General features: G+C 41.5%; 19 protein-coding genes. 9 read left to right on the top strand and 10 right to left on the bottom strand.

Features of this window, described 5'->3' with window-relative positions:
* Positions 1–93: 93 nt before the first annotated feature.
* Positions 94–738 carry an RluA family pseudouridine synthase gene (locus F955_RS10450; RefSeq protein WP_004894256.1) on the bottom strand — a complete coding sequence of 215 codons (645 nt, stop codon included), beginning with the start codon at positions 736–738 and terminating at the stop codon, positions 94–96.
* A gap of 130 nt (positions 739–868) precedes the next feature.
* Positions 869–1,579: a phosphopantetheine-binding protein gene (locus F955_RS10445; RefSeq protein WP_004894254.1), complete on the bottom strand. Its 711-nt coding sequence runs from the start codon at positions 1,577–1,579 to the stop codon at positions 869–871.
* 280 nt (positions 1,580–1,859) lie between these two features.
* Here F955_RS10445 and F955_RS10440 point away from each other — a divergent pair, with 280 nt between their 5' ends.
* Together F955_RS10440 and F955_RS16605 are read left to right on the top strand one after the other, a co-directional pair.
* Positions 1,860–2,057 (top strand): hypothetical protein, encoded by a 198-nt coding sequence (locus tag F955_RS10440; RefSeq protein WP_004894251.1) that lies wholly within the window; start codon positions 1,860–1,862, stop codon positions 2,055–2,057.
* 95 nt (positions 2,058–2,152) lie between these two features.
* A protein-coding gene (locus tag F955_RS16605; RefSeq protein WP_098733168.1) for an IS4-like element ISAba33 family transposase occupies positions 2,153–3,243 on the top strand; the annotation gives its coding sequence in 2 pieces (ribosomal slippage) (positions 2,153–2,693 and positions 2,693–3,243; 1,092 coding nt in all).
* Positions 3,244–3,414: 171 nt separating this feature from the next.
* Here F955_RS16605 and F955_RS10425 read toward each other — a convergent pair.
* From F955_RS10425 to F955_RS10410, 4 genes are all read right to left on the bottom strand, one after another.
* A complete protein-coding gene (locus tag F955_RS10425; protein WP_004894243.1) occupies positions 3,415–3,831 on the bottom strand; it encodes a GlcG/HbpS family heme-binding protein in 417 nt (138 codons plus the stop codon).
* Between the two features lie 127 nt (positions 3,832–3,958).
* Complete coding sequence (gene hemL, locus F955_RS10420; protein WP_004894242.1) at positions 3,959–5,260, bottom strand: glutamate-1-semialdehyde 2,1-aminomutase; 1,302 nt, start codon at positions 5,258–5,260, stop codon at positions 3,959–3,961.
* A 42-nt stretch (positions 5,261–5,302) separates the two neighbouring features.
* Positions 5,303–5,923 carry a thiamine phosphate synthase gene (gene thiE, locus F955_RS10415; RefSeq protein ID WP_026056781.1) on the bottom strand — a complete coding sequence of 207 codons (621 nt, stop codon included), beginning with the start codon at positions 5,921–5,923 and terminating at the stop codon, positions 5,303–5,305.
* Between the two features lie 495 nt (positions 5,924–6,418).
* Positions 6,419–6,802, bottom strand: coding sequence for an Mpo1-like protein (locus tag F955_RS10410; RefSeq protein WP_004894236.1), 384 nt, complete (start codon positions 6,800–6,802; stop codon positions 6,419–6,421).
* 334 nt (positions 6,803–7,136) lie between these two features.
* Here F955_RS10410 and F955_RS10405 point away from each other — a divergent pair, with 334 nt between their 5' ends.
* Both F955_RS10405 and F955_RS10400 read left to right on the top strand, forming a co-directional pair.
* Complete coding sequence (locus F955_RS10405; protein ID WP_004894234.1) at positions 7,137–8,594, top strand: CYTH domain-containing protein; 1,458 nt, start codon at positions 7,137–7,139, stop codon at positions 8,592–8,594.
* 161 nt (positions 8,595–8,755) lie between these two features.
* Entirely contained in the window at positions 8,756–10,213 is a 1,458-nt protein-coding gene (locus F955_RS10400) for a CYTH and CHAD domain-containing protein (protein WP_004894233.1), read from the top strand.
* A gap of 12 nt (positions 10,214–10,225) precedes the next feature.
* On the opposite strand, the gene F955_RS10395 is transcribed toward F955_RS10400, so the two are convergent.
* Positions 10,226–10,858, bottom strand: coding sequence for a hypothetical protein (locus F955_RS10395; RefSeq protein WP_004894231.1), 633 nt, complete (start codon positions 10,856–10,858; stop codon positions 10,226–10,228).
* 110 nt (positions 10,859–10,968) lie between these two features.
* Between F955_RS10395 and F955_RS10390 the strand changes: the two genes are divergently transcribed.
* Complete coding sequence (locus F955_RS10390) at positions 10,969–11,370, top strand: DUF3144 domain-containing protein (RefSeq protein WP_004812380.1); 402 nt, start codon at positions 10,969–10,971, stop codon at positions 11,368–11,370.
* Between the two features lie 122 nt (positions 11,371–11,492).
* Positions 11,493–12,554, top strand: a complete 1,062-nt coding sequence (locus F955_RS10385) for an amidohydrolase family protein (RefSeq protein WP_004894228.1) — start codon at positions 11,493–11,495, stop codon at positions 12,552–12,554.
* 156 nt (positions 12,555–12,710) lie between these two features.
* On the opposite strand, the gene F955_RS10380 is transcribed toward F955_RS10385, so the two are convergent.
* On the bottom strand, positions 12,711–15,497 hold the full coding sequence (locus F955_RS10380) for a M16 family metallopeptidase (RefSeq protein ID WP_004894225.1): 2,787 nt from the start codon (positions 15,495–15,497) through the stop codon (positions 12,711–12,713).
* Between the two features lie 126 nt (positions 15,498–15,623).
* Positions 15,624–16,445, bottom strand: a complete 822-nt coding sequence (locus F955_RS10375; protein ID WP_004894224.1) for a PhzF family phenazine biosynthesis protein — start codon at positions 16,443–16,445, stop codon at positions 15,624–15,626.
* A 126-nt stretch (positions 16,446–16,571) separates the two neighbouring features.
* On the opposite strand from F955_RS10375, the gene F955_RS10370 reads away from it, so the two are divergent.
* Together F955_RS10370 and gloB are read left to right on the top strand one after the other, a co-directional pair.
* Positions 16,572–17,156 (top strand): flavin reductase family protein, encoded by a 585-nt coding sequence (locus F955_RS10370; protein ID WP_004894223.1) that lies wholly within the window; start codon positions 16,572–16,574, stop codon positions 17,154–17,156.
* A gap of 121 nt (positions 17,157–17,277) precedes the next feature.
* The gene (gene gloB / locus F955_RS10365; RefSeq protein WP_004894220.1) at positions 17,278–18,012 is read left to right on the top strand and encodes a hydroxyacylglutathione hydrolase; all 735 of its coding nucleotides are present in this window, start codon (positions 17,278–17,280) and stop codon (positions 18,010–18,012) included.
* A gap of 8 nt (positions 18,013–18,020) precedes the next feature.
* On the opposite strand, the gene F955_RS10360 is transcribed toward gloB, so the two are convergent.
* A complete protein-coding gene (locus tag F955_RS10360; protein WP_004894218.1) occupies positions 18,021–18,293 on the bottom strand; it encodes a hypothetical protein in 273 nt (90 codons plus the stop codon).
* Positions 18,294–18,691: 398 nt separating this feature from the next.
* Here F955_RS10360 and F955_RS10355 point away from each other — a divergent pair, with 398 nt between their 5' ends.
* Positions 18,692–18,895, top strand: coding sequence for a hypothetical protein (locus F955_RS10355; RefSeq protein ID WP_004812366.1), 204 nt, complete (start codon positions 18,692–18,694; stop codon positions 18,893–18,895).
* The last annotated feature ends 185 nt before the right edge of the window (positions 18,896–19,080 follow it).

The following is a 19,080-nucleotide window of genomic DNA, read 5'->3' as shown; positions in this document are numbered from 1 at the left end:
CATTTGAGCAAAATTTCACACCTTCAAGCAATATATTTTGACACAAAGCCCACCAAAAGTGGGCATCAATAACGACGATTAAACAAGTATTTCCTAGAATGGTGCCGGGCAATGAAACTCGACTTTTTCTGCATTTTTAGGATGAATAAAACTGAGCTGTTCTGCATGCAGACACAGGCGTGGCATCAACTGTTGCTGTTGCAATGTAGCATATAAGGTATCGCCAATAATTGGATGACCGAGATACTGCATGTGTACACGGAGCTGGTGTGAACGGCCGGTAATAGGTGTCAGTTTGACGCGAGTAACGGGCTGTCCCTGAATTTCAAAATGCTCGACTGCCTGCCAGTGGGTCAATGCGGGCTTATTATGATTTGGTTCAGCAACATGTAATGGTGGACGGCTTGGATCATAGATCACCGGTACATCGACAGTACCCTCACCTTCTAATGTGCCGGCGACAATGGCTTGATAGGTCTTATCGGTCTGGCGTTCTTGAAACTGCCGGGAGATCATTTTTTGCCCTTCACGGCTTAAGGCAAAGACCAGAATTCCAGAAGTATCCCGATCGAGACGATGAATAAGTAGTGTTTTTGGTTCTAATTCTACTAATCTGTTAATCAGGCAATCTTGCAAATCTTCTGTTTTACCGGGTACTGTGAGTAAACCTGCTGGTTTATGAATGACCATAAAATCGTCATCACGATGAATCAGATGTTCGGTTAGAAAATTGCTCAAAGTTCAATCCCTGGCTGATCGCGCAAAACAAGGCGGCAATGATAGAAAGCTTGGCACAGAATTACAATGTCGTTTTCTGTAATTGCCGATGAAATTTCCGATTATATTAAGAAAATTGCCCAATTCGTGATTATCTGCGTGCTGATTGCAGAACAAAACTCACCAGTTCTTCTAGTGAAGGATATTCATAAACATCTTCATAACGGATATTTGCACCATTAGCGCGCCACACACCAACCAGGCTTACCACAGCGATCGAGTCCAGTCCGTATTGTCTTAAATCTACATGTGGATCAATATCTAGTGCATCCATATCCAGCTGTTCTGCTACTGCTAATATAATACCTTTGCTCGACAACACATATTCTGCTGGCGCACTCAGATTCCATAATCGGGTCAAGCTATAACTATTCATATGATGCAAGCCTTGTGCCGAAATACTATCAATCCACTGAATATGCTGTTCCTGATTTGGCAATAGGATCGCATCATCAATCACGCAAATTTGCTCAGTCACACTTTGTAAATGTGGCAGGATTTGTTTCAACATTGGGGTGATTGTGCCTGCAAAAATCAGTTGTGGATGGGTTGAGGCATATTCACCAAGTTGCTGCATACCTTGAATAATATCATCACCGTACAGGTCAACAATGGGAATATCGAGTGCTTTGGCTTTGTTGCTGATTTGAATCAGGTTGTGCATAAGCACACTGTCTTGAATGCCCTGTATCATGCGTAGATTTTGTAAGCCTATAAGAACTAAAACAGATTGTGCTGATGCCAATTGCCATTTGGCTTGAGATGGTGCGAGTTGGATTTTTTTAGGCATTGGGTACAGCATAGTAAACTCTTATAAATACAAAATGGCATGAGGATTCATGCTATTTTAGTCTAGTCTCAATTTGAAAAAATTTCGATTGTACAAACATTTATTGAACTAATTTCATATGACACCCTTATATTAAATAGACATAAATTTAGTAAATTATTCATGCTCCATCTTTAGAAAAACTTGCAGATTCTTTTTTAATTTGTAATCCTTGTCACTAAGGGTGTCTAGCTAAGCTAAGGCAGGTGTGTGTTGTAGTCGGGCCGCTACAATAATGATAAAGAGCGCCTGTATGTTGAATTTCAAGATTTTTAATAAAGTCTCTACAGAAGTATTGACGATAAAAAATGACCTCCAGCTTAATTCTGAGCAGCAATTAATTAATAAATATAAAACTTCTACTTCTGAAGATTATAGACAAGCTATTGTTTTGATCTTTAAAGAACGTGGTTACACTAGACTAGAAATAGGCCAAATATTCGAAAGGTAAATTTAAACTTTTTCTAAAATTAATCTTTGTACACGACAAAAAAAGATAACTCATTGAAATAATGGCATAATACTTGTTTTCTGACGACGAATATGATGACACATTTCAATGAGTTACATCTCATCTTAAACAAATATCTAAAGTGGAACAAGTCACATGCAAAATGTTTTACACTGATTATGCTTGCATTAATTGTAAAACAGACATGTAATCTTTCTTCTGCATCTAAAGCCTTACCCATCAAGTGCTTACCACAATCATTTTATCGACGTATACAACGCTTCTTTGCAGATCAGTATTTCGATTATCGTCAAATTTCTCAGTTAATTTTCAATATATTTTCATTCGATAAAGTCCAATTAACTTTGGATAGAACTAATTGGAAATGGGGAAAACGAGATATTAATATCTTGATGTTAGCCATCGTCTATCGTGGAATAGCGATACCTATTGTTTGGACATTGCTCAATAAACGTGGAAATTCAGATACAAAAGAGCGTATTACTTTGATTCAACGCTTTATCTCCATTTTTGGTAAAGATCGTATTGTGAATGTGTTTGCAGACAGAGAATTTATCGGTGAGAAATGGTTTACATGGTTAATTGAAAATGACATTAACTTCTGTATACGTGTTAAAAAAACTTTATTGTGACCAATCACTTAGCCAAGAATCATAAAATTAGTGATTTATTTCGTCATCTTCAAGTTGGTCAAACTGAATGTCGTAAACGACGTATTTGGGTTGGTCGAGTGAAACTGTATATTAGTGCGCTACGATTAGAAGATGGAGAGCTTTTACTTGTTGTTTCTCCTATGTTTAATGCTTCTGCTATTCGTGATTATGCATTACGCTGGGAAATCGAAACGTTATTTAGTTGTCTCAAAGGACGTGGATTCAATCTTGAAAATACTCGTTTAACAGACCCTAGACGAGTCAAGAAATTGATAGCAGTGCTAGCTATCGGTTTCTGTTGGTGCTATTTAACAGGTGAATGGCAACATGATCGGAAAAAAGCGATAAAAATAAAGAAGCATGGACGACTTTCAGTAAGTTTATTTCGCTACGGTTTGGACTATGTTCAAATGGCTATTCTACGTTTGATTGGTTTTGGAAAAAAAGAAGAATTTAAGAAAGTGCTAGCAATTTTAAGAAAGAAAAAGCCTGATAGGACAAGGATCCTATGAAATTTGTCGTGTACAGAGAAAATTAATATAATAAACTTGACATGAAATACGATTTTTATTTTATATAGAAAAACCCCCTCATTACCGATTGGGCTTTTATTTGATATTTCACGTTCCACGCTTCATTTTGGAACAATTTATTGAATTGAGTTAATCAATTTCTATTTTGAATTAGCTTAGCTGCGCCAAAAACTTCTCAATCGCCACCTGTGCAATCTCCGCATCTTCAAATGACTTTACACCAGATACACCCATCGCACCCACCAACTGCCCTTGATACAGAATCGGCTCACCACCTTCCAACATACCTGAGAAAGTATCCATGGTCAGAAAGCCCATTTGCCCACCTTTGATAATATCTTCAAACAGCTTGGACGGACGGCGACTGATTGCAGAACAACGTGCTTTTTCCAGACACAGGTTTGCTGTCATAGGTGATGCACCATCCATACGCTTCATTGCCAGCAAATTGCCAGTTTCATCAACGACAGCAATACTGACATTAAAGCCATTTTCTAGTGCATATTCATAGGCCTGATTTAACAAAAACTCAGCATCGCTTAAGGTCAGATAATGTTTGGTTTTCATTCAACTATCCAATTTCTAATTTATCAATTTCAAATCTTTGCGATCTAATTAAAAGAATAAAATAAGCCCGAAGGAATTCGGGCTTATGTTCCCTCTCCTTTTAGGAGAGGGTTAGGGAGAGGTTGTATTACCCTTTCATTTCTGCAAAAGTTTCTTTCGCAGCTTGGATCGTGAATTCGATATCTTCATCACTATGCACAGCTGAAATAAATCCAGCTTCAAATGCAGAAGGTGCAAGGTTCACACCACGTTTCAACATACCGTGGAAGAATTTACGGAAAGCATCGACATCGCATTTCAACATTGAATCGAAGCTGGTGATGTCTTCCTGATCAGTAAAGTATAGACCAAACATACCACCAACTTGTTGGGTCTTGAATGGAATACCAGCTTCATCCGCAGCTGCTTGTAAGCCAACCAGCAGTTTCTCAAGTTGCACAGTCAGTTTTTCATAGAAGCCCGGTTCACGCAGATGCTTAAACATCTCGATACCAGCACGCATTGCCAGTGGGTTACCTGATAAAGTACCTGCCTGATACACATTACCTAATGGCGCGATGCATTCCATCACTTCACGTTTACCACCAAAAGCACCGACTGGCAGACCTGCACCAATGATTTTACCTAAAGTCGTTAAATCAGGAGTCACGCCATAATGTGCCTGAGCACCACCAAGACCCACACGGAAGCCTGTCATCACTTCATCAATAATGAATACTGAACCATGCTCATCACAGACATCGCGGATTGCTTGCAGGAAACCATCAATCGGTTTCACCAGGTTCATGTTACCTGCTACTGGCTCTACAATTACACCGGCAATTTCTGAACCGAACTTGGCAAAGCATTCTTTTAAAGTCGCAATGTCGTTATATGGAAGGGTTAAAGTATGTTTGGCAAAATCAGCAGGCACACCCGCAGAAGTCGCTTCGCCCTCACCTTTGGTTAAAAGGCCTGAACCTGCTTTTACCAATAATGAATCTGAGTGACCATGGTAGCAACCTTCAAATTTCACGATCTTGTCACGACCGGTATAACCACGTGCCAGACGGATCGCAGTCATAGTCGCTTCAGTACCTGAGTTGGTCATACGCACCAGTTCAATGGACGGCACGATATCGCAAATGATATCCGCCAAAGTCGTTTCATGAACCGTCGGTGCACCAAAGCTTAAGCCATCTACCGCAGCATCCTGAACAGCTTTAATAATTGCTGGATGCGCATGACCCAAAATCATCGGGCCCCATGAACCAACATAGTCCACATAACGTTTACCATCGACATCGTATAGATAAGCACCTTGTGCTTTCTCGATAAAAACTGGCGTACCGCCTACGCCGTTAAAAGCACGTACAGGTGAGTTTACGCCACCTGGAATATGTTTATTGGCTTGTTTAAATAGTTGTTCTTGCTTTGGAGATAAACTCATGAAAATCACTCAACTCAAAAAAATAAGATAAGAAATAAAAAATTAAGCTTGTTCAGCAAATAGTTCTGACCAGTCATACACACGTTGACCGACAGTAGACATTGAACGACCTAAAACATCGCTAATAACCGCACAAAGATCCGCACCTGCCTCAATCACTTCTTTCGAGTTTTCAACAGTTAAGCCACCAATTGCACAGATGGGTACATTTAATTTTTGCTTGGCCAGTTTTAAGGTTTCCAAGCCAATAATGCCCGCTTCAGGTTTACTATCAGTGGCATAGATTGCGCCAAATGCCACATAATTTGCACCATCTGCAATGGCTTGTTCAGCCAGCTCAAGTGAGTTGTTACAACTACGACCAATCAAAACATTTTTAGGTAACCGTTCAACAGCTTCCTGAATGGAACCATCACCCTGCCCCAAATGCACACCTACGCCATATTTTACCGCAGTTTCTAAATCATCATTAATCACAAATGGAACTTTATATTGTTCACACATTTGTTTCATATATTCGATTTCATAAGCCTGATTTTCTTTCGCCACTTTTTTACGACGATACTGAAGTACTGCAACTTCATAAGTTGCCATCGCACCCTCAAGTTTCGCAAGAAGAAGTTCAATTGGATCATCATTGGTAATTAAATATAAACCGCGCATGACTGCCGCCATTCAAAATACATCAGCTATTATAGGCATAACCAGGAGCATGATGACACCATGCAAACTTATATAACGACATATTTTCAGTAAATAAATACAAGGAATACAGTATCAAAATAACCAGTTCATTTAATGTGGAAAATTAATAATTTCATGGATAATTCATATCTGCTATTTGAGTTAAATAAATCACATAAAAATAATCATCAGTTATGAATCACTCATTTGATACCCTGATTTTTATGCACCCAACTTGTAGGAACATTGCAGAATGTCAGATAATAATTTTACCCTGCCAGATTTTGGACATAAAAAAAGCCCGGAGAAGGTCACTCCAGGCATGGAAAACTGTGTAATTTCTGTGCTGTATCTTTTGGTAAAATATTACCTTTAGACAACGCCTTAATTATTAGAACATTAACTCTAAGCTTGCAAGCGTTTTCATGTAATTCTGATGACCCATCAATACATTTTTTTATTTTTTAATCAATTCTAACTTGGAATCTTGTCCTGATCACGATTAATCAGGCTGATATTGCCACGCAAAACATCAGCAAACATACGCCAATCCGAGACAAAACTATACAGCGGCTGCTTAAAACTGGCAGGCTTGTTTTTCTCAAAAATAAAATGTCCGATCCAGGCACAGGCATAACCCGATGCCAGTCCATAAAGAAAATATTTTGGTTTACGCTGTATGATCGCCTTGCCAAAGAAATACAGCCCGATACTACTTCCTGCTACATGCAGACGGCGACTCATGATATTGCGGTGTTCAGTCAGATAAAATCGATAAAATTCATGATAATCACGGATCGGCATTGGCTGGCTAACTGCTGGCGTCAGATCCGCTTTAGGTTCTACTTGTGCATTCATGGCATCATCCTGATATTTTTAATTTCACATTAGCGCATTATTTAAACATTTAAAAGTGCGATCTCATGCAGCGAGATTTCTCAGCTATGTTTAATTTTCCTTGAATCTAGCATGCTTTCAACTGCTTAGGTACGAATAAATTCTATTAATTTAAACAGGTTCATGATTTTTTTAGCCTGGTCAAGTCTTACTAAAAAAATGATTTTAGTTACAATCTTCGACTTAAAAATTAAAAACATGATTGCAGCGTGTATGTGCTCACATCCACAGCATATACAAAGCATCATCAGCTCTGTCTATCACCTTTATAGACAGTACAAACAGGATATTTATCATGGTTGAAGTTGAACTTAAATTTCAGATTCCTGCAGCACGCCGCACTGCGCTGTTAAAGGCACTTGATCCGAAGAAGTCCGAACAGATTCAACTACAAGCCAAATACTATGACACCGAAGACCGTCTGCTTTCAAAAAGTGGCGTCGCCCTCCGTCAGCGTCTGGAAGGCACTCGTTGGGTACAAACCTTAAAAGCAGCCGGTAAAAGCCATATTGAACGTTTTGAACATAATCATGACTTGGGTGAACTGGAACGGGCACCTGAACTGGATCTGAATATTTATGCCGCTGCACCAGAAGCGCAACAAATTTTAAATAATGCACTGGGTGATCAGATCAGCCAGCTCAAGCTACAGTTTGAAACGGATATCACCCGTACCCTGCGCGTGATTGAATATGAAGGCACTGGAATTGAAGTTGCCCTCGATATCGGTGCGATCCGTACTCTAGATGCCGAACAGGAAGTCCATGAAGTCGAATTCGAACTAAAAAGTGGTTCAGTTGAACAATTGCTGGCATTTAGCTTTGAATGGGTTAAGAAATATCAGCTATGGCTCGATGTGCGCAGCAAAGCAGAAATCGGTAACCTGCTTGCAACTCAGCAAAAAGTCAGTCCGGCAACCCAGGTAAAAGAATTCCAGCTCAGCAAAAAAGATAGTGCAGCCAAAGCTTTATGTAGTCTGATTGCCCAGCAGATGCAGCATTTACTGCCGAATATCGCAGCAATCTCGGCACAGGTAGCTGAACAGGATCATATCGATCAGGCTCAGCAAGCGCTAGAGCATTTGTATCTGAGTGTTCTGTTATTCAAAAACTGGCATTCTGGCATTTCAGATAAATGGGCACATCAGCTGGAAGCTTTTAAGAAGCAGTTTGAACACTTGCAGCATTTACAGCATATGCAAAGCACATTAGCCGCCTTTTTACAGAATCCGACCACTGCAGAAAACCTGAGTAAAGATATTCTATATGCTAAGGAAAAACTGGGTAATCTGGTGAAGTCGACACAGAATGTGCATCACTATCTGGAACTGCTGATCTTTAGCCTGAAAGAAGATGTCAAAAGCACACAGGATTTAAAAACCGTAGCGCAGGCAACTTTGCAACAGCAATATAAAGCTTTACAAGAGCAGATAAACCAGACTGAAATCCATGATTTTGAACAACTGGATCTACTTGCGGTGCGTATTCAGGAACTGAAGTTCAGCTTTCCAATTCTGACCTCAATTTATGATGTGAAAAATCTACAGAAATACAGCAAGGCGCTGAATGATGCACAGCTGGCAGCAACCGAATACCAGACTCTAGCTTCCTCAGCAGTCTATATTCAGCAGACTGAGCTTGAAGCCAGTGACTGGTTTATCCTAGGCTGGCTGACTGCAAAGCAGGAAGTTTATGCACAAAAACTGCTAGAGGCCACAGAACAGTTTCTGGTGAGCCGCAAGTTTTTAAAATAAAGTCGCTTTATCAAGTTTTATTGCAGTTGTAGAAAATCTATCCTAAAGCACTTCAGTCGCAGAGGTGCTTTTTTGTTGCATTTGCAGCTTATCTTTTCCAAACGCTTTGGGCTATATTCACTATTATAATTATTAGACGCCGTATCGAGGAGGAGCACCCGATGGCAGAAATCGAACTCAAATTTCAAGTCCCCTCCCACATGCACGCACAGCTGCAACAAGACTTCATCAGTTTAACGCTAGTGCGTAATCATCTCTGGGCTCGTTATTTTGATACGACTGAGTTACAGCTGCGCGAGCATGGCATTGCTTTACGGCAGCGCCTAGAAAATGAAATCTGGCTACAGACCCTTAAAGCTCCCGGGAAACAGCCTTTTGAGCGTCTAGAGGTAGAATTTGAGTTAGGAAAAGAACAGCCTGAACAATGTGACCTTAAACACTATAAAAATTATCCTGAAGTCAGTGAACTGCTCAAAGAAGCATTAGGGTCACTAAAAATTCCTTTACATCTGCAATTTGAAACTGAAGTGCAACGTTCTATTCATGTAGAAAACTATAAAAACAGTGTGATTGAAATTGCTTTTGATCAAGGTGAAATCCGGCATGGTACAGAATTTATTGCCATTTATGAGCTGGAATTTGAACTCAAACAGGGACAGCTGAGTGAACTGATCGAATTTGTACAACCCTGGATCCAACGTTATGACTTATGGCTAGACAGCCGTAGCAAGTCAGATCGTGGCTATGCTTTGCTTGAAGGCAGCAGCATTACACCTGCTCAACATCAACTGCCGCTGGTATTAGGCAAGGATGATAACTTACATGGCATGTTGCAGAAAATTATTAGAAATACTTTGCAGCACCTACTTCCTAATGCAACGGCGCTATCTACTGAATATTATAATAGTGAACATATCCATCAAGCTCGGGTCGCTATCCGTCGTCTGCGCAGTGCCTTACGCTTTTTTAATGTCGATGAGCTAGAAATTCCTCCTATTTGGGTGGAGCAACTGACTGAGCTTTTTCAGCAACTCGGTGCAGCACGTGATCGCGATGCCTTGGCAGAAAGCTTACTGCCACAACTTGAAGCTGCCGGATCACCGATTCTGAGCTTACCACCTGCAACAGAAGAAAATGTCCATGTAGAACAGTTATTCCGGGAACCAGAAACCAATTATCTGATACTGGACTTACTGCGTTATAGTGAGGCTGAACCTAAACAGGTCGCTACAGATATTCGTATGCTGTATAAGCGTCTAGGCAAATTACATCAGCAGATCTGTGCCGATGCTGAACAGTTTTGTGAGCTCGCAATTGAGGATCAGCATCGTACCCGTAAGCGGGTCAAGCGTTTACGCTATAACATCGAATTTCTGCAAAACCTGTTTCCAGCCAAACAGGTGAAAAATTATCTTAAAGCGTTAAAACCGCTACAGGAAAGCCTGGGTCAATATAATGACCTGCATGTTGCAGAAAGCCTATATCAACCTTATGTGAAACGAAAGCCTAAAGCATGGTTTGTGCTAGGCTGGTTACATGCGGAGCAACAGCGGCTGCAAAAGGAAATTCAGGCAGAGTTACAGCAATTTGCCCAAGTACAGCCTTTCTGGAAAAAATAGATCAGTAAATACTTAGCGATATTTACCGTAAACTTTCCAGGTATTGTTATCGGCAAGCGGATCGTTATAACTGTCACTGCGCTGTTTACGTGGCTTATCTCGTGCATCTACCAGTTCGAAATGCTGCTCTACGCTCAGGATAATACCATTCACATAGAATCGAGTCCGAGTATATTCACTTTGCCCATGCTGGAACACATAAGTGCGTAAATCGACAAATTCGCGATGTGCCACCAGCGCTGCTGTCTCATCACTGTCTAGCCAGCGTTGCATCGCCTGAATCTGTGCCGGCTCGAATTGACCGCATTTTTCTACCAGACTGGCAATGCCACGAAAAGTTTTTGATTCTTTGGCACGGGTTTTATTGATCCGGATACGATCGACATGAAAATAGAATAATGGCAGATTTAAATGGCTCGGCAGATGAACTGCATCCAGCACTTCATCTTCCATAAAAGGCTGAAACAGATCCTGTGCCCTTTCAATCAGACCCATCCACTGGCGATAATATTCTTCCACCTGCGACTTGCTGCCATAATAAATTGGCAGTCCTTCAACATTAGCCAGATTGACTGGTGGCCAGATATTTTGGCGTAATAAGGCAATGTCACTTTTCAGGCTTTGTACAGCGATTGCATCTTGCATGGGAATCACATTTTTATGCTTAGGCTATTTTTAGATTAAGGCAAAGGTTTAGTTTCTGCAAGGCTTTGCCTATAATGAGTCGATTAAGATTTTAGTGTCAGGAAAAATTCATGGTTCAAAAGATTGAAGCGACCGATGTAACCGAAGAAGAAGCGTTAAATGCTGCATTCTTTGAACGTGCTGATGAATTTATCAAGCAAGCCAATGAGTTTAGCCGCGTAGAAAAAGGCTCTCAGGACAATCCTGCAGAAAAACGCGGTCAGGTCAGCGCTTCAATGCTGTTTGCGACTGCCCGTTTTAATACCTGGGTGGCAGCCAACAATTTCAAAGACGGCAATGAAATGCGTGATGCCAAAGATCAGGTGATGTCTTACATTCTTCAGCAGTTCCAGATGATGCTGGAAGACAATTATGACGAATACTGCGAGCAGTTTGAAAACTATTTGCGCTTCCGTCATAACGAAGAATTCCATGCCAACAAGCATAAACATGATCATGACCACGATCATTAATGCTCAGCCCTTCGGGGCTTTTTTTATACCTGGCATTTTTAGATCAACTTTTTGCATTGACGCCTGTGTGATTTTACTTCTATATAACTATAAGAATAATTCCAATAACAACAAGGAAAGTCATGCAGCTTAACTTCCCCATCATCGACCCACATATCCATCAGTGGGATCCCTATCACACCCCTCATGCGGCAGCACTGGCAGTCAAACTGTTTGGTAAGCATCCTCGCCTGCTGGACCGTATGGTGCGCCTCCTGAATCCCAAACCAATTATTGAAACGATAGGCCTGACTGAACACATTACCGCACCTTATTTACCTGCCCATTACAAACAGGATATTGCTTATTATCAGGTCGAACAGGTGGTACATATTGAAGCTGGCTGGCATGAACACAAAGGCACAGGTGTCGTGAATGAAACCCGATTTGTAGCCGGTCTACCTTTTCAGGCACACGATCTGGCATTGGGTGCAATTGTGGCTACGGCGGATCCACGCAGGAAAGACTTTAAAAAGTTACTGCAACTCCATCAGGAAGCTTCGCCCAAGTTTCGTGGTATCCGTAAAATGGCTTCCGTGCATCCGGATAAAGGCGTGCATGCCTGGGCTGATGAATCCCATTTGTACCTTAATACAAAATTCCTGAAAGGGTTTGAACATCTGGCCAAAGCCGGGCTGAGTTTTGATGCCTGGGTCTATTCCACCCAGATTTCTGATGTGATTCATCTTGCCAAGACTTTCCCTGAAACACCGATTGTTCTGGATCATCTCGGCACGCCTGTTGGACTATTTGGCACAGTGGGTAAAGGTACCGGAAAAACTGCACAGGAAAGGCAACGGATTCTAGAAAACTGGCAAACAGATCTGGCCAAACTGGCAGAGTGTCCGAATGTCATGACCAAAGTCTCTGCGCTATTTATGCCAGTGCTGGGTCATCATTTTCATCAGCAGCGACAATTAGCTTCCAAAGCGCAGCTGATTGAACTTGCGACACCTCTAATTCAGCATGCCCTAAAATGCTTTGGAACGGATCGTGCCATGTTTGCCTCCAATTTTCCGATGGATCGGGTCAGTGCAAATCTAGTTGATATCATTGATGCCTTTAGCGATATCGTACATAGCCATGATGAAAATGCTTTAAAATCTGTTTTTTATGACAATGCTAAAGGTTTTTACCGGCTTTAAAGGTTGAGAAAATGGCCAGAAATTATGGAATATCTATTACCTCTCACCTATGGAAGATATTTACTACTATTAAAGAATAAACATTTCCCTTCCTTATAAAAAAACCTCCTGTTTGAGGAGGTTTTTTAGTCAGCTATCTATCAGAATTAGACAGATTTAACGTTTCGTAAGCGTTGCCTGATTTACTGGCTGCCCATATTGATCCGACATCACTTCTACCAGCTGATCAGTATTCAGATACTTCTGAATCACTGCATCGATATCTCCTTTGGTTAAGGCTGCCACCGCGCGGTCACGTTTCTGACGATAGTTCAGGTCACGGTTCCGTTCCAGCTGAGGCACCAGCATGCTATGAATACGGCGATCATCTTCCAGTGCTGTGACACGTTTTTTCAGAATACTGGCTTTTGCAGCTTCGACTTCTTGTGCAGTGACACCTTTGCTACGTAGCTCAGCAATCACCTTACGTATTGAATCCGATACTTGGCCAGAGCGTCCTGCGGTATAGTTTGCGCCAAAGGCCAAGGCACCGGCATTGTCCCATTCAGCGAAATCCACATTGGCACTAAAGCCATAGACCAGGGCATTCTTTTCACGTAATTCCTGTGCCAGACGAGAAGACAGTTGTGAATCACCCAAAATGTGTCTTAATACCAGTAATGCAGGTACATCTGGATGATCTGAACCCACCGGAATTGAAATGGCGGCGACATAGCTGCCAAACTCGCGCTGTTCCGATAATGCATGTACCCTTTCAGCAGTACGCGCGACATATTCAGACTTGAGGCGAGTATAAGGCTCATTGCTCTTCCAGCCCTCAAATTCCTGCTTGATCAGCGTCTGCATCGCTTGAGGTTTAAATTCACCAGTGACCGCAACGCGGGCATGATGGGTTTTAAAGAAACGTTGATACAGTTGCTGAACTTGTTCACGCGTCGCTGCGTTGATCTGCTGTTTAGCCAAGTCAGGTTCAAAGTGATAACGTAAATCTCCCGGCTCATAACGCTCAAGCAGACGCGCAAAAGTCAGACTGGTCACTGTATCCGGTTCTGTATAAGGACGGTCTAAGCTGGACAAAGACTGAGACTTGATCAGGTCAAACTGGCTCTGCTCAAAAGTCGGATTTTTCAATACATTTAGAATGTATTTAAAATATTCTTCAAAATATTCTTTCTTGGCTGAAATCGAAATATTCAGGCCATTGCCTGATGCACTGACATTGGCCGAGCCACTCACTTCAATGGTCTTATCTGAAATCTGTTGCAGGCTCTGAGTCTCAGAAGCCCGCATGATCAAGTAAGCCATCAGATCCAGCAATTCTCCTTTATGCTTGAGTGTTTCAGCTGTACCAAAATCAAGGGCAATCGTCGAATAGACTTTGTCATCGCGAGTCTGGGTTGGGAACAAAGCATACTGAATGCCATTTTGCAGTTTGCCACGCTGGATCTGCTTTTCTTTGCTGGTCAGTAGCTTTTTAGACTCCTTCACATACTGTTTCACTTCCGCCTGATAAACTGAAATATCTTTTAAAGGTTCTTCAGTGACAGGCTGTTGATCCAGGGTTGGTTTGGCTGCTGCAAACTGCTCTTGCTGTTTGGCTGTTTTCTGATCTTCAGGCGTAGGTACAATATTGCCCTGAATGCGGTATTGCGCCTTAAAAAAATCTTTATAGATAGCGTTAGCATCTGCCACAGTCAGGTTTTGAATTGCATCCAGATCCTTAAAATATTTGCTCCAGTCTCCATTCGAAGATGCAATATAATCACTCAGGCGTAAACCTAGTGCTGCTGCATTATTTTTAATGTTCTCAGCGGCATTGCGGCTCATATTTTTAACCCGGTTCAGCTCAGTTTCATTAAAACCTTTACCCTGCTCGACACCATTCTGCAACGCCTGTTCGACCTTTTTCGCATCATGATTTGGCGCATAGACTGCCCCCATGAAGACCATATTGAAGTCCTTATCTAGCCAGGTAGCAGACTGTACAGCTGTCGCTGTTCCCTGCTCGACAACCCCCTGATACAGATGCCCGCTCGGCTGCAAGGTGTATAGCGTTGGTGTTACCGATAATGCGTTCTGCTTAGCTACTTCTGAACGGTTCAGATAGATATTGAATTTGGCAAAATCACTGCCTTTGGCCACAGTAAACTCACGCTGTTTAATCTTTTCAGGACTTAACTCTGGTACTTTCGGCTGTTCTGTTACAGAACGTGCCTTGATTGGACTAAAATGCTGATCAATATATTTCAGTACCTGTTTCTTGTCGAACTTGCCTGAAATTACCATATAGGCATTATTTGGTGCATACCAGGTCCGGTAGAATTGATTCAATTCCTGCATATTGATCGATTGCAGCTCATTTAAATCGCCAATTGGCAGACGACCGAGATGCTGGTTGCCATAAGCCGATTTAAAGATTTGATCCATCAATACTGAAAATGGCTGATCCAGACGGATTTCACGTTCACGTTTAACAATATCAATTTCAGTTGGTACATATTTTTCTTGTAGTACCAGCTTATCCATCCGTTCTGCTTCAAGCTGAATTACCGCAGCCAGTGCAGTGCTTTCAGGGCGAACCAGATTGGTATATTTGGTAGAATAATAATCCGTACTGGCATTCGATGAGAGTGTGTACTGGTCCAGACGACGCTGAAATTCATCGCCTTTAATATTTTCAGTCCCTTTAAAGGCTAAATGTTCTAATAGATGTGCCAGACCACCCTTCCCTTGCGGATCGTTCAATGAACCGGTGAAATAGACCGTATTCATAAAAGTCTTATTTTCTTTGTCATTTGGTGCAAGGACAATTCTTAAACCATTATCCAGTTTATATTCTTCAATATTTTGTTCTGTTTTTACCAATACCGGTTGAGCAAAACTGAGCGTCGCTGCGCCCATTAAAAACATGGAAAGTGTTAATTTTTTAAAACGTAGTGACATTCTGGATCCAGCAAATTTAAACATGAACTTTTTATTCAGTGAACATCATAGAGAATGACTCTCTTGTTGTGAGTTGTATTTTTATAAAAGCTGCTGTTCACAACAGCTTTTAGATATTCTATCTGATTAAAGCAGAATTTCAGCTTTCATATACAGCTTGCCGTAACCTGAAATTTCAATCCGGTCATTATCCTGCATCTCGCAATACAGCACACCCCCCCGGCTGGAGCCCTGATAAGCAACCAGCTGCTGTTTTCCGAGTTTTTCTGCCCAGATCGGCACGATTCCGGTATGAATTGAACCGGTCACCGGATCTTCATTAATACCATTACTTGGCGCGAAGTAACGCGATACACAGTCATACTGTTCTGCACCCGCCATTAAGGCGACATCCAGCAATGCGCCAGTCGCAGTAATCGCGGTACGGCGATCATTGACCTGTTTTAGTAATTCAAAATCCGGAGTCTCATCCAGCACATCCTGTACCGACTCATATTCGATAATATAGGCCTGTTCATTTAAATAGACATTTTTAAAAGATTTGGTCAAAGCTCCACGCAACATAGCAGGATATTCATCGACCAAAACTGCCCGACGGATCGGGAAGTTCATACGGATTTTGCCATCTTGATCTTGGCTAACTGTAAAAATACCGAGATTTTTTACATGAAATCGAATGGTTTTATGCGAGGTATAATCCAGAAATAATACAAAGCTGCTGGCCAGGGTCGCATGCCCACAGAAATCAACTTCTTTCGTTGGCGTAAACCAGCGAATTTCATAGTTTTCTGCATCAATGGTCTTCACAAAGGCAGTTTCAGATAAATTATTTTCCAGCGCAATGTTTTGCATCAGGCTCTCATCCAGCCACTCATCCTGCACAATCACCGCAGCGGGATTGCCCTTGAACAGCTCCGTAGTGAACGCATCCACTTGATACATTTTCATTGCTTAAACTCCTTTTGTTTAGCGCTTTAGTTTAAAAGCTTTTTTCGCCAAAAAAATTTATATATGTTAATAAGCCAATAAGTGCATAATTTTTAGCACGTACATTTGTTTATTTTAAGGTTTGCAATGTCTAATCCCCATCTGAAAGCTGTACCCTTGGAAAAATCCTATCGTTTGCTCAATCATGGTCCAACGGTGCTGGTCTCTGCCAGAGATCAGGAAAATACGGATGTTATGGCCGCAGCCTGGGCTTGTGCACTAGAATTCCAGCCAGCCAAAGTCACTGTAGTTTTAGATAAAAGTACCAAAACCCGCAAAATTATTGAAAATTCTGGTTACTTTGCTTTGCAAGTTCCCACGCTTAAACAGCTGAACATGGTGCAAGCTGTTGGAACGATCAGCATGCATGATCAACCCGATAAGTTAGAACAATGTGGTGTGGAACTGTTCCAGTTTGATCAGTCAGACATTCCGGTTGTAAGTGGTTGTGCAGCCTGGCTGCTGTGTGAACTGATTCCTGAACCCCATAATCAGCAAACTCATGACCTGTTTATTGGCAAGGTCATTGCGGCTTATGCTGACGAGCGCGTGTTCCGTGATGGACACTGGTATTATCAGGACGTGGAGCGTGAATGGCGCAGCATTCACCATATTGCAGGGGGGCATTTTTATAGCATTGGTGATCCGGTTTCAGCGGATGATATAGACTGATCACCCAACCTATACACTCTTAAAATCAGATACATGAATCATCCATAAACATCGATCCAGCATCTGAATATGCCGGGTAATTATGCTAATTTACTAAATAACTTCAAACGGTTTAACTGAAATGATGCCTTTCAAAATTCACTGTATAGACGTCAAAAATACCTTACAGAACTATATCTGGCTGCTGGAACATACAGACTCCAAACAGGTCGTGGCTGTTGATCCTACGGAAGCTGGTCTGGTACAGGAATATTGCCAGCAGTATAGGCTGGAACTGGCGCAGATCTGGTTAACCCATTGGCATAAAGACCATATTGGCGGTGTTCCTGCACTGATTCAGGATAAAAACATTCCGATATATGGTCCTCGTGAGGAATTGAGTAAAATTCCATTCATCAGCCATCCTCTGGAGCATGAAGATGAATTCGATTTTCATGGTATCGAGGTCAGTATCATCAGTGTACCGGGACACACTTTAGGCCACATTGTCTACTTTATTGATGCTCTAGATGTGCTGTTCTGCGGTGATACCCTGTTTGCGATGGGTTGTGGCCGGGTATTTGAAGGTACTTTTGAACAGATGTACCACTCTCTATCTCGTCTGGCTGCATTACCCCCGCGCACCAAGGTGTACTGTACACATGAATATACACTTTCCAATGCCCAGTTTGCAGTGCATGCAGAACCAGATAATCTGGAAATTCAGGAGCGCCATGAACAGGTCGAACGTCTGAGAATGCTAGGCCAATGCACCTTACCCAGCACGATTGAAATTGAACTTAAAACCAATCCTTTCTTGCGTGCAGACAGCGTTGAAGAATTTGCCCGTTTAAGAACCTTGAAAGACAATTTCTAATTAGGATTTTAGAGAATCTGATTGCTTTGCGCGTAGGCATCCAGCTCTGCTTGGGTCGCAACGCGTAAAGCATGCATTTCATCCACCCTAACCAGTAATAAACCGCCCAGTGCTGGCTGATAACGTCTTGCGCTCCCGAATGGCGTATATGCCACTTGAGACTGTACGGTAAATTCAATCCAGTCCTCATGTCCCAACATGACAGCAACCGGTGTCTGATCCTCTTGCTGCATACGTTCAATGCAATCCTTTACATACTGTTCAATATTTACTTGTGTCATATTCAGACTCACTATTTTTTGCAAGTATAAATTATTCTACACATTGATCGAGAACCACTTATTACAAAAAATGGTCAACCAGATGATTGCTGCAATCTCTAACCAAATTGAAATGAATAACAATTCGACCAGTTGTAGACTCCCCCTAACTACAACATACTCAAAACTTTATTGTGCTTAAATTTTAGTCAATCAGAGTGAGATTTCTAATATTTAGTTACAACATCCAAAAGCATTCATAAATCATAAATTTAGCTATTTATTAGTGAAAGTTCATTCAATTATTTGTCTATAAAAAAAGCATTTTCAGGAAATTTAAAGAATTTTTAAAATTTCCCCCTTTAAAAATTTTTTATTCACCCTAATTTATTAAGGAACAGTGATGAAGGAGTTATCTCGTGAAAAAAGTGGTGAAAGCAAAAAATCTTCTGGCATTCCGTCTATGGCTTGAAAAATTGGGGTATTCCGTACGTACCTTGGCAGACAACCGTGGTTTTACATTTAGTTTTAAAAAAGAATACGGTCTGGTGACCTGTGATCTATCTGGCAATACCCTTGCGATGCAATTGGGTGAAGAATTCGAAGACCATTTGAAAGCTTAATTTGCGTCACTTTTAACGCGCAAGATCAATTCAAACATCTTAAGTTAACGCCAAGCTAGCCCATTTCGATGGGCTTTTTTTATAGCTATAAAATTTCAGGCGAAAAAAAACAAGGCATCAACCTTGTCTCTTTTGAGTGGTGGGGACGGAGAGACTCGAACTCTCACACCTCGCGGCGCTGGAAC

The organism is Acinetobacter schindleri CIP 107287, assembly GCF_000368625.1.
Lineage (GTDB): Bacteria > Pseudomonadota > Gammaproteobacteria > Pseudomonadales > Moraxellaceae > Acinetobacter > Acinetobacter schindleri.
This window is presented reverse-complemented; position numbering and strand designations above follow the sequence as displayed.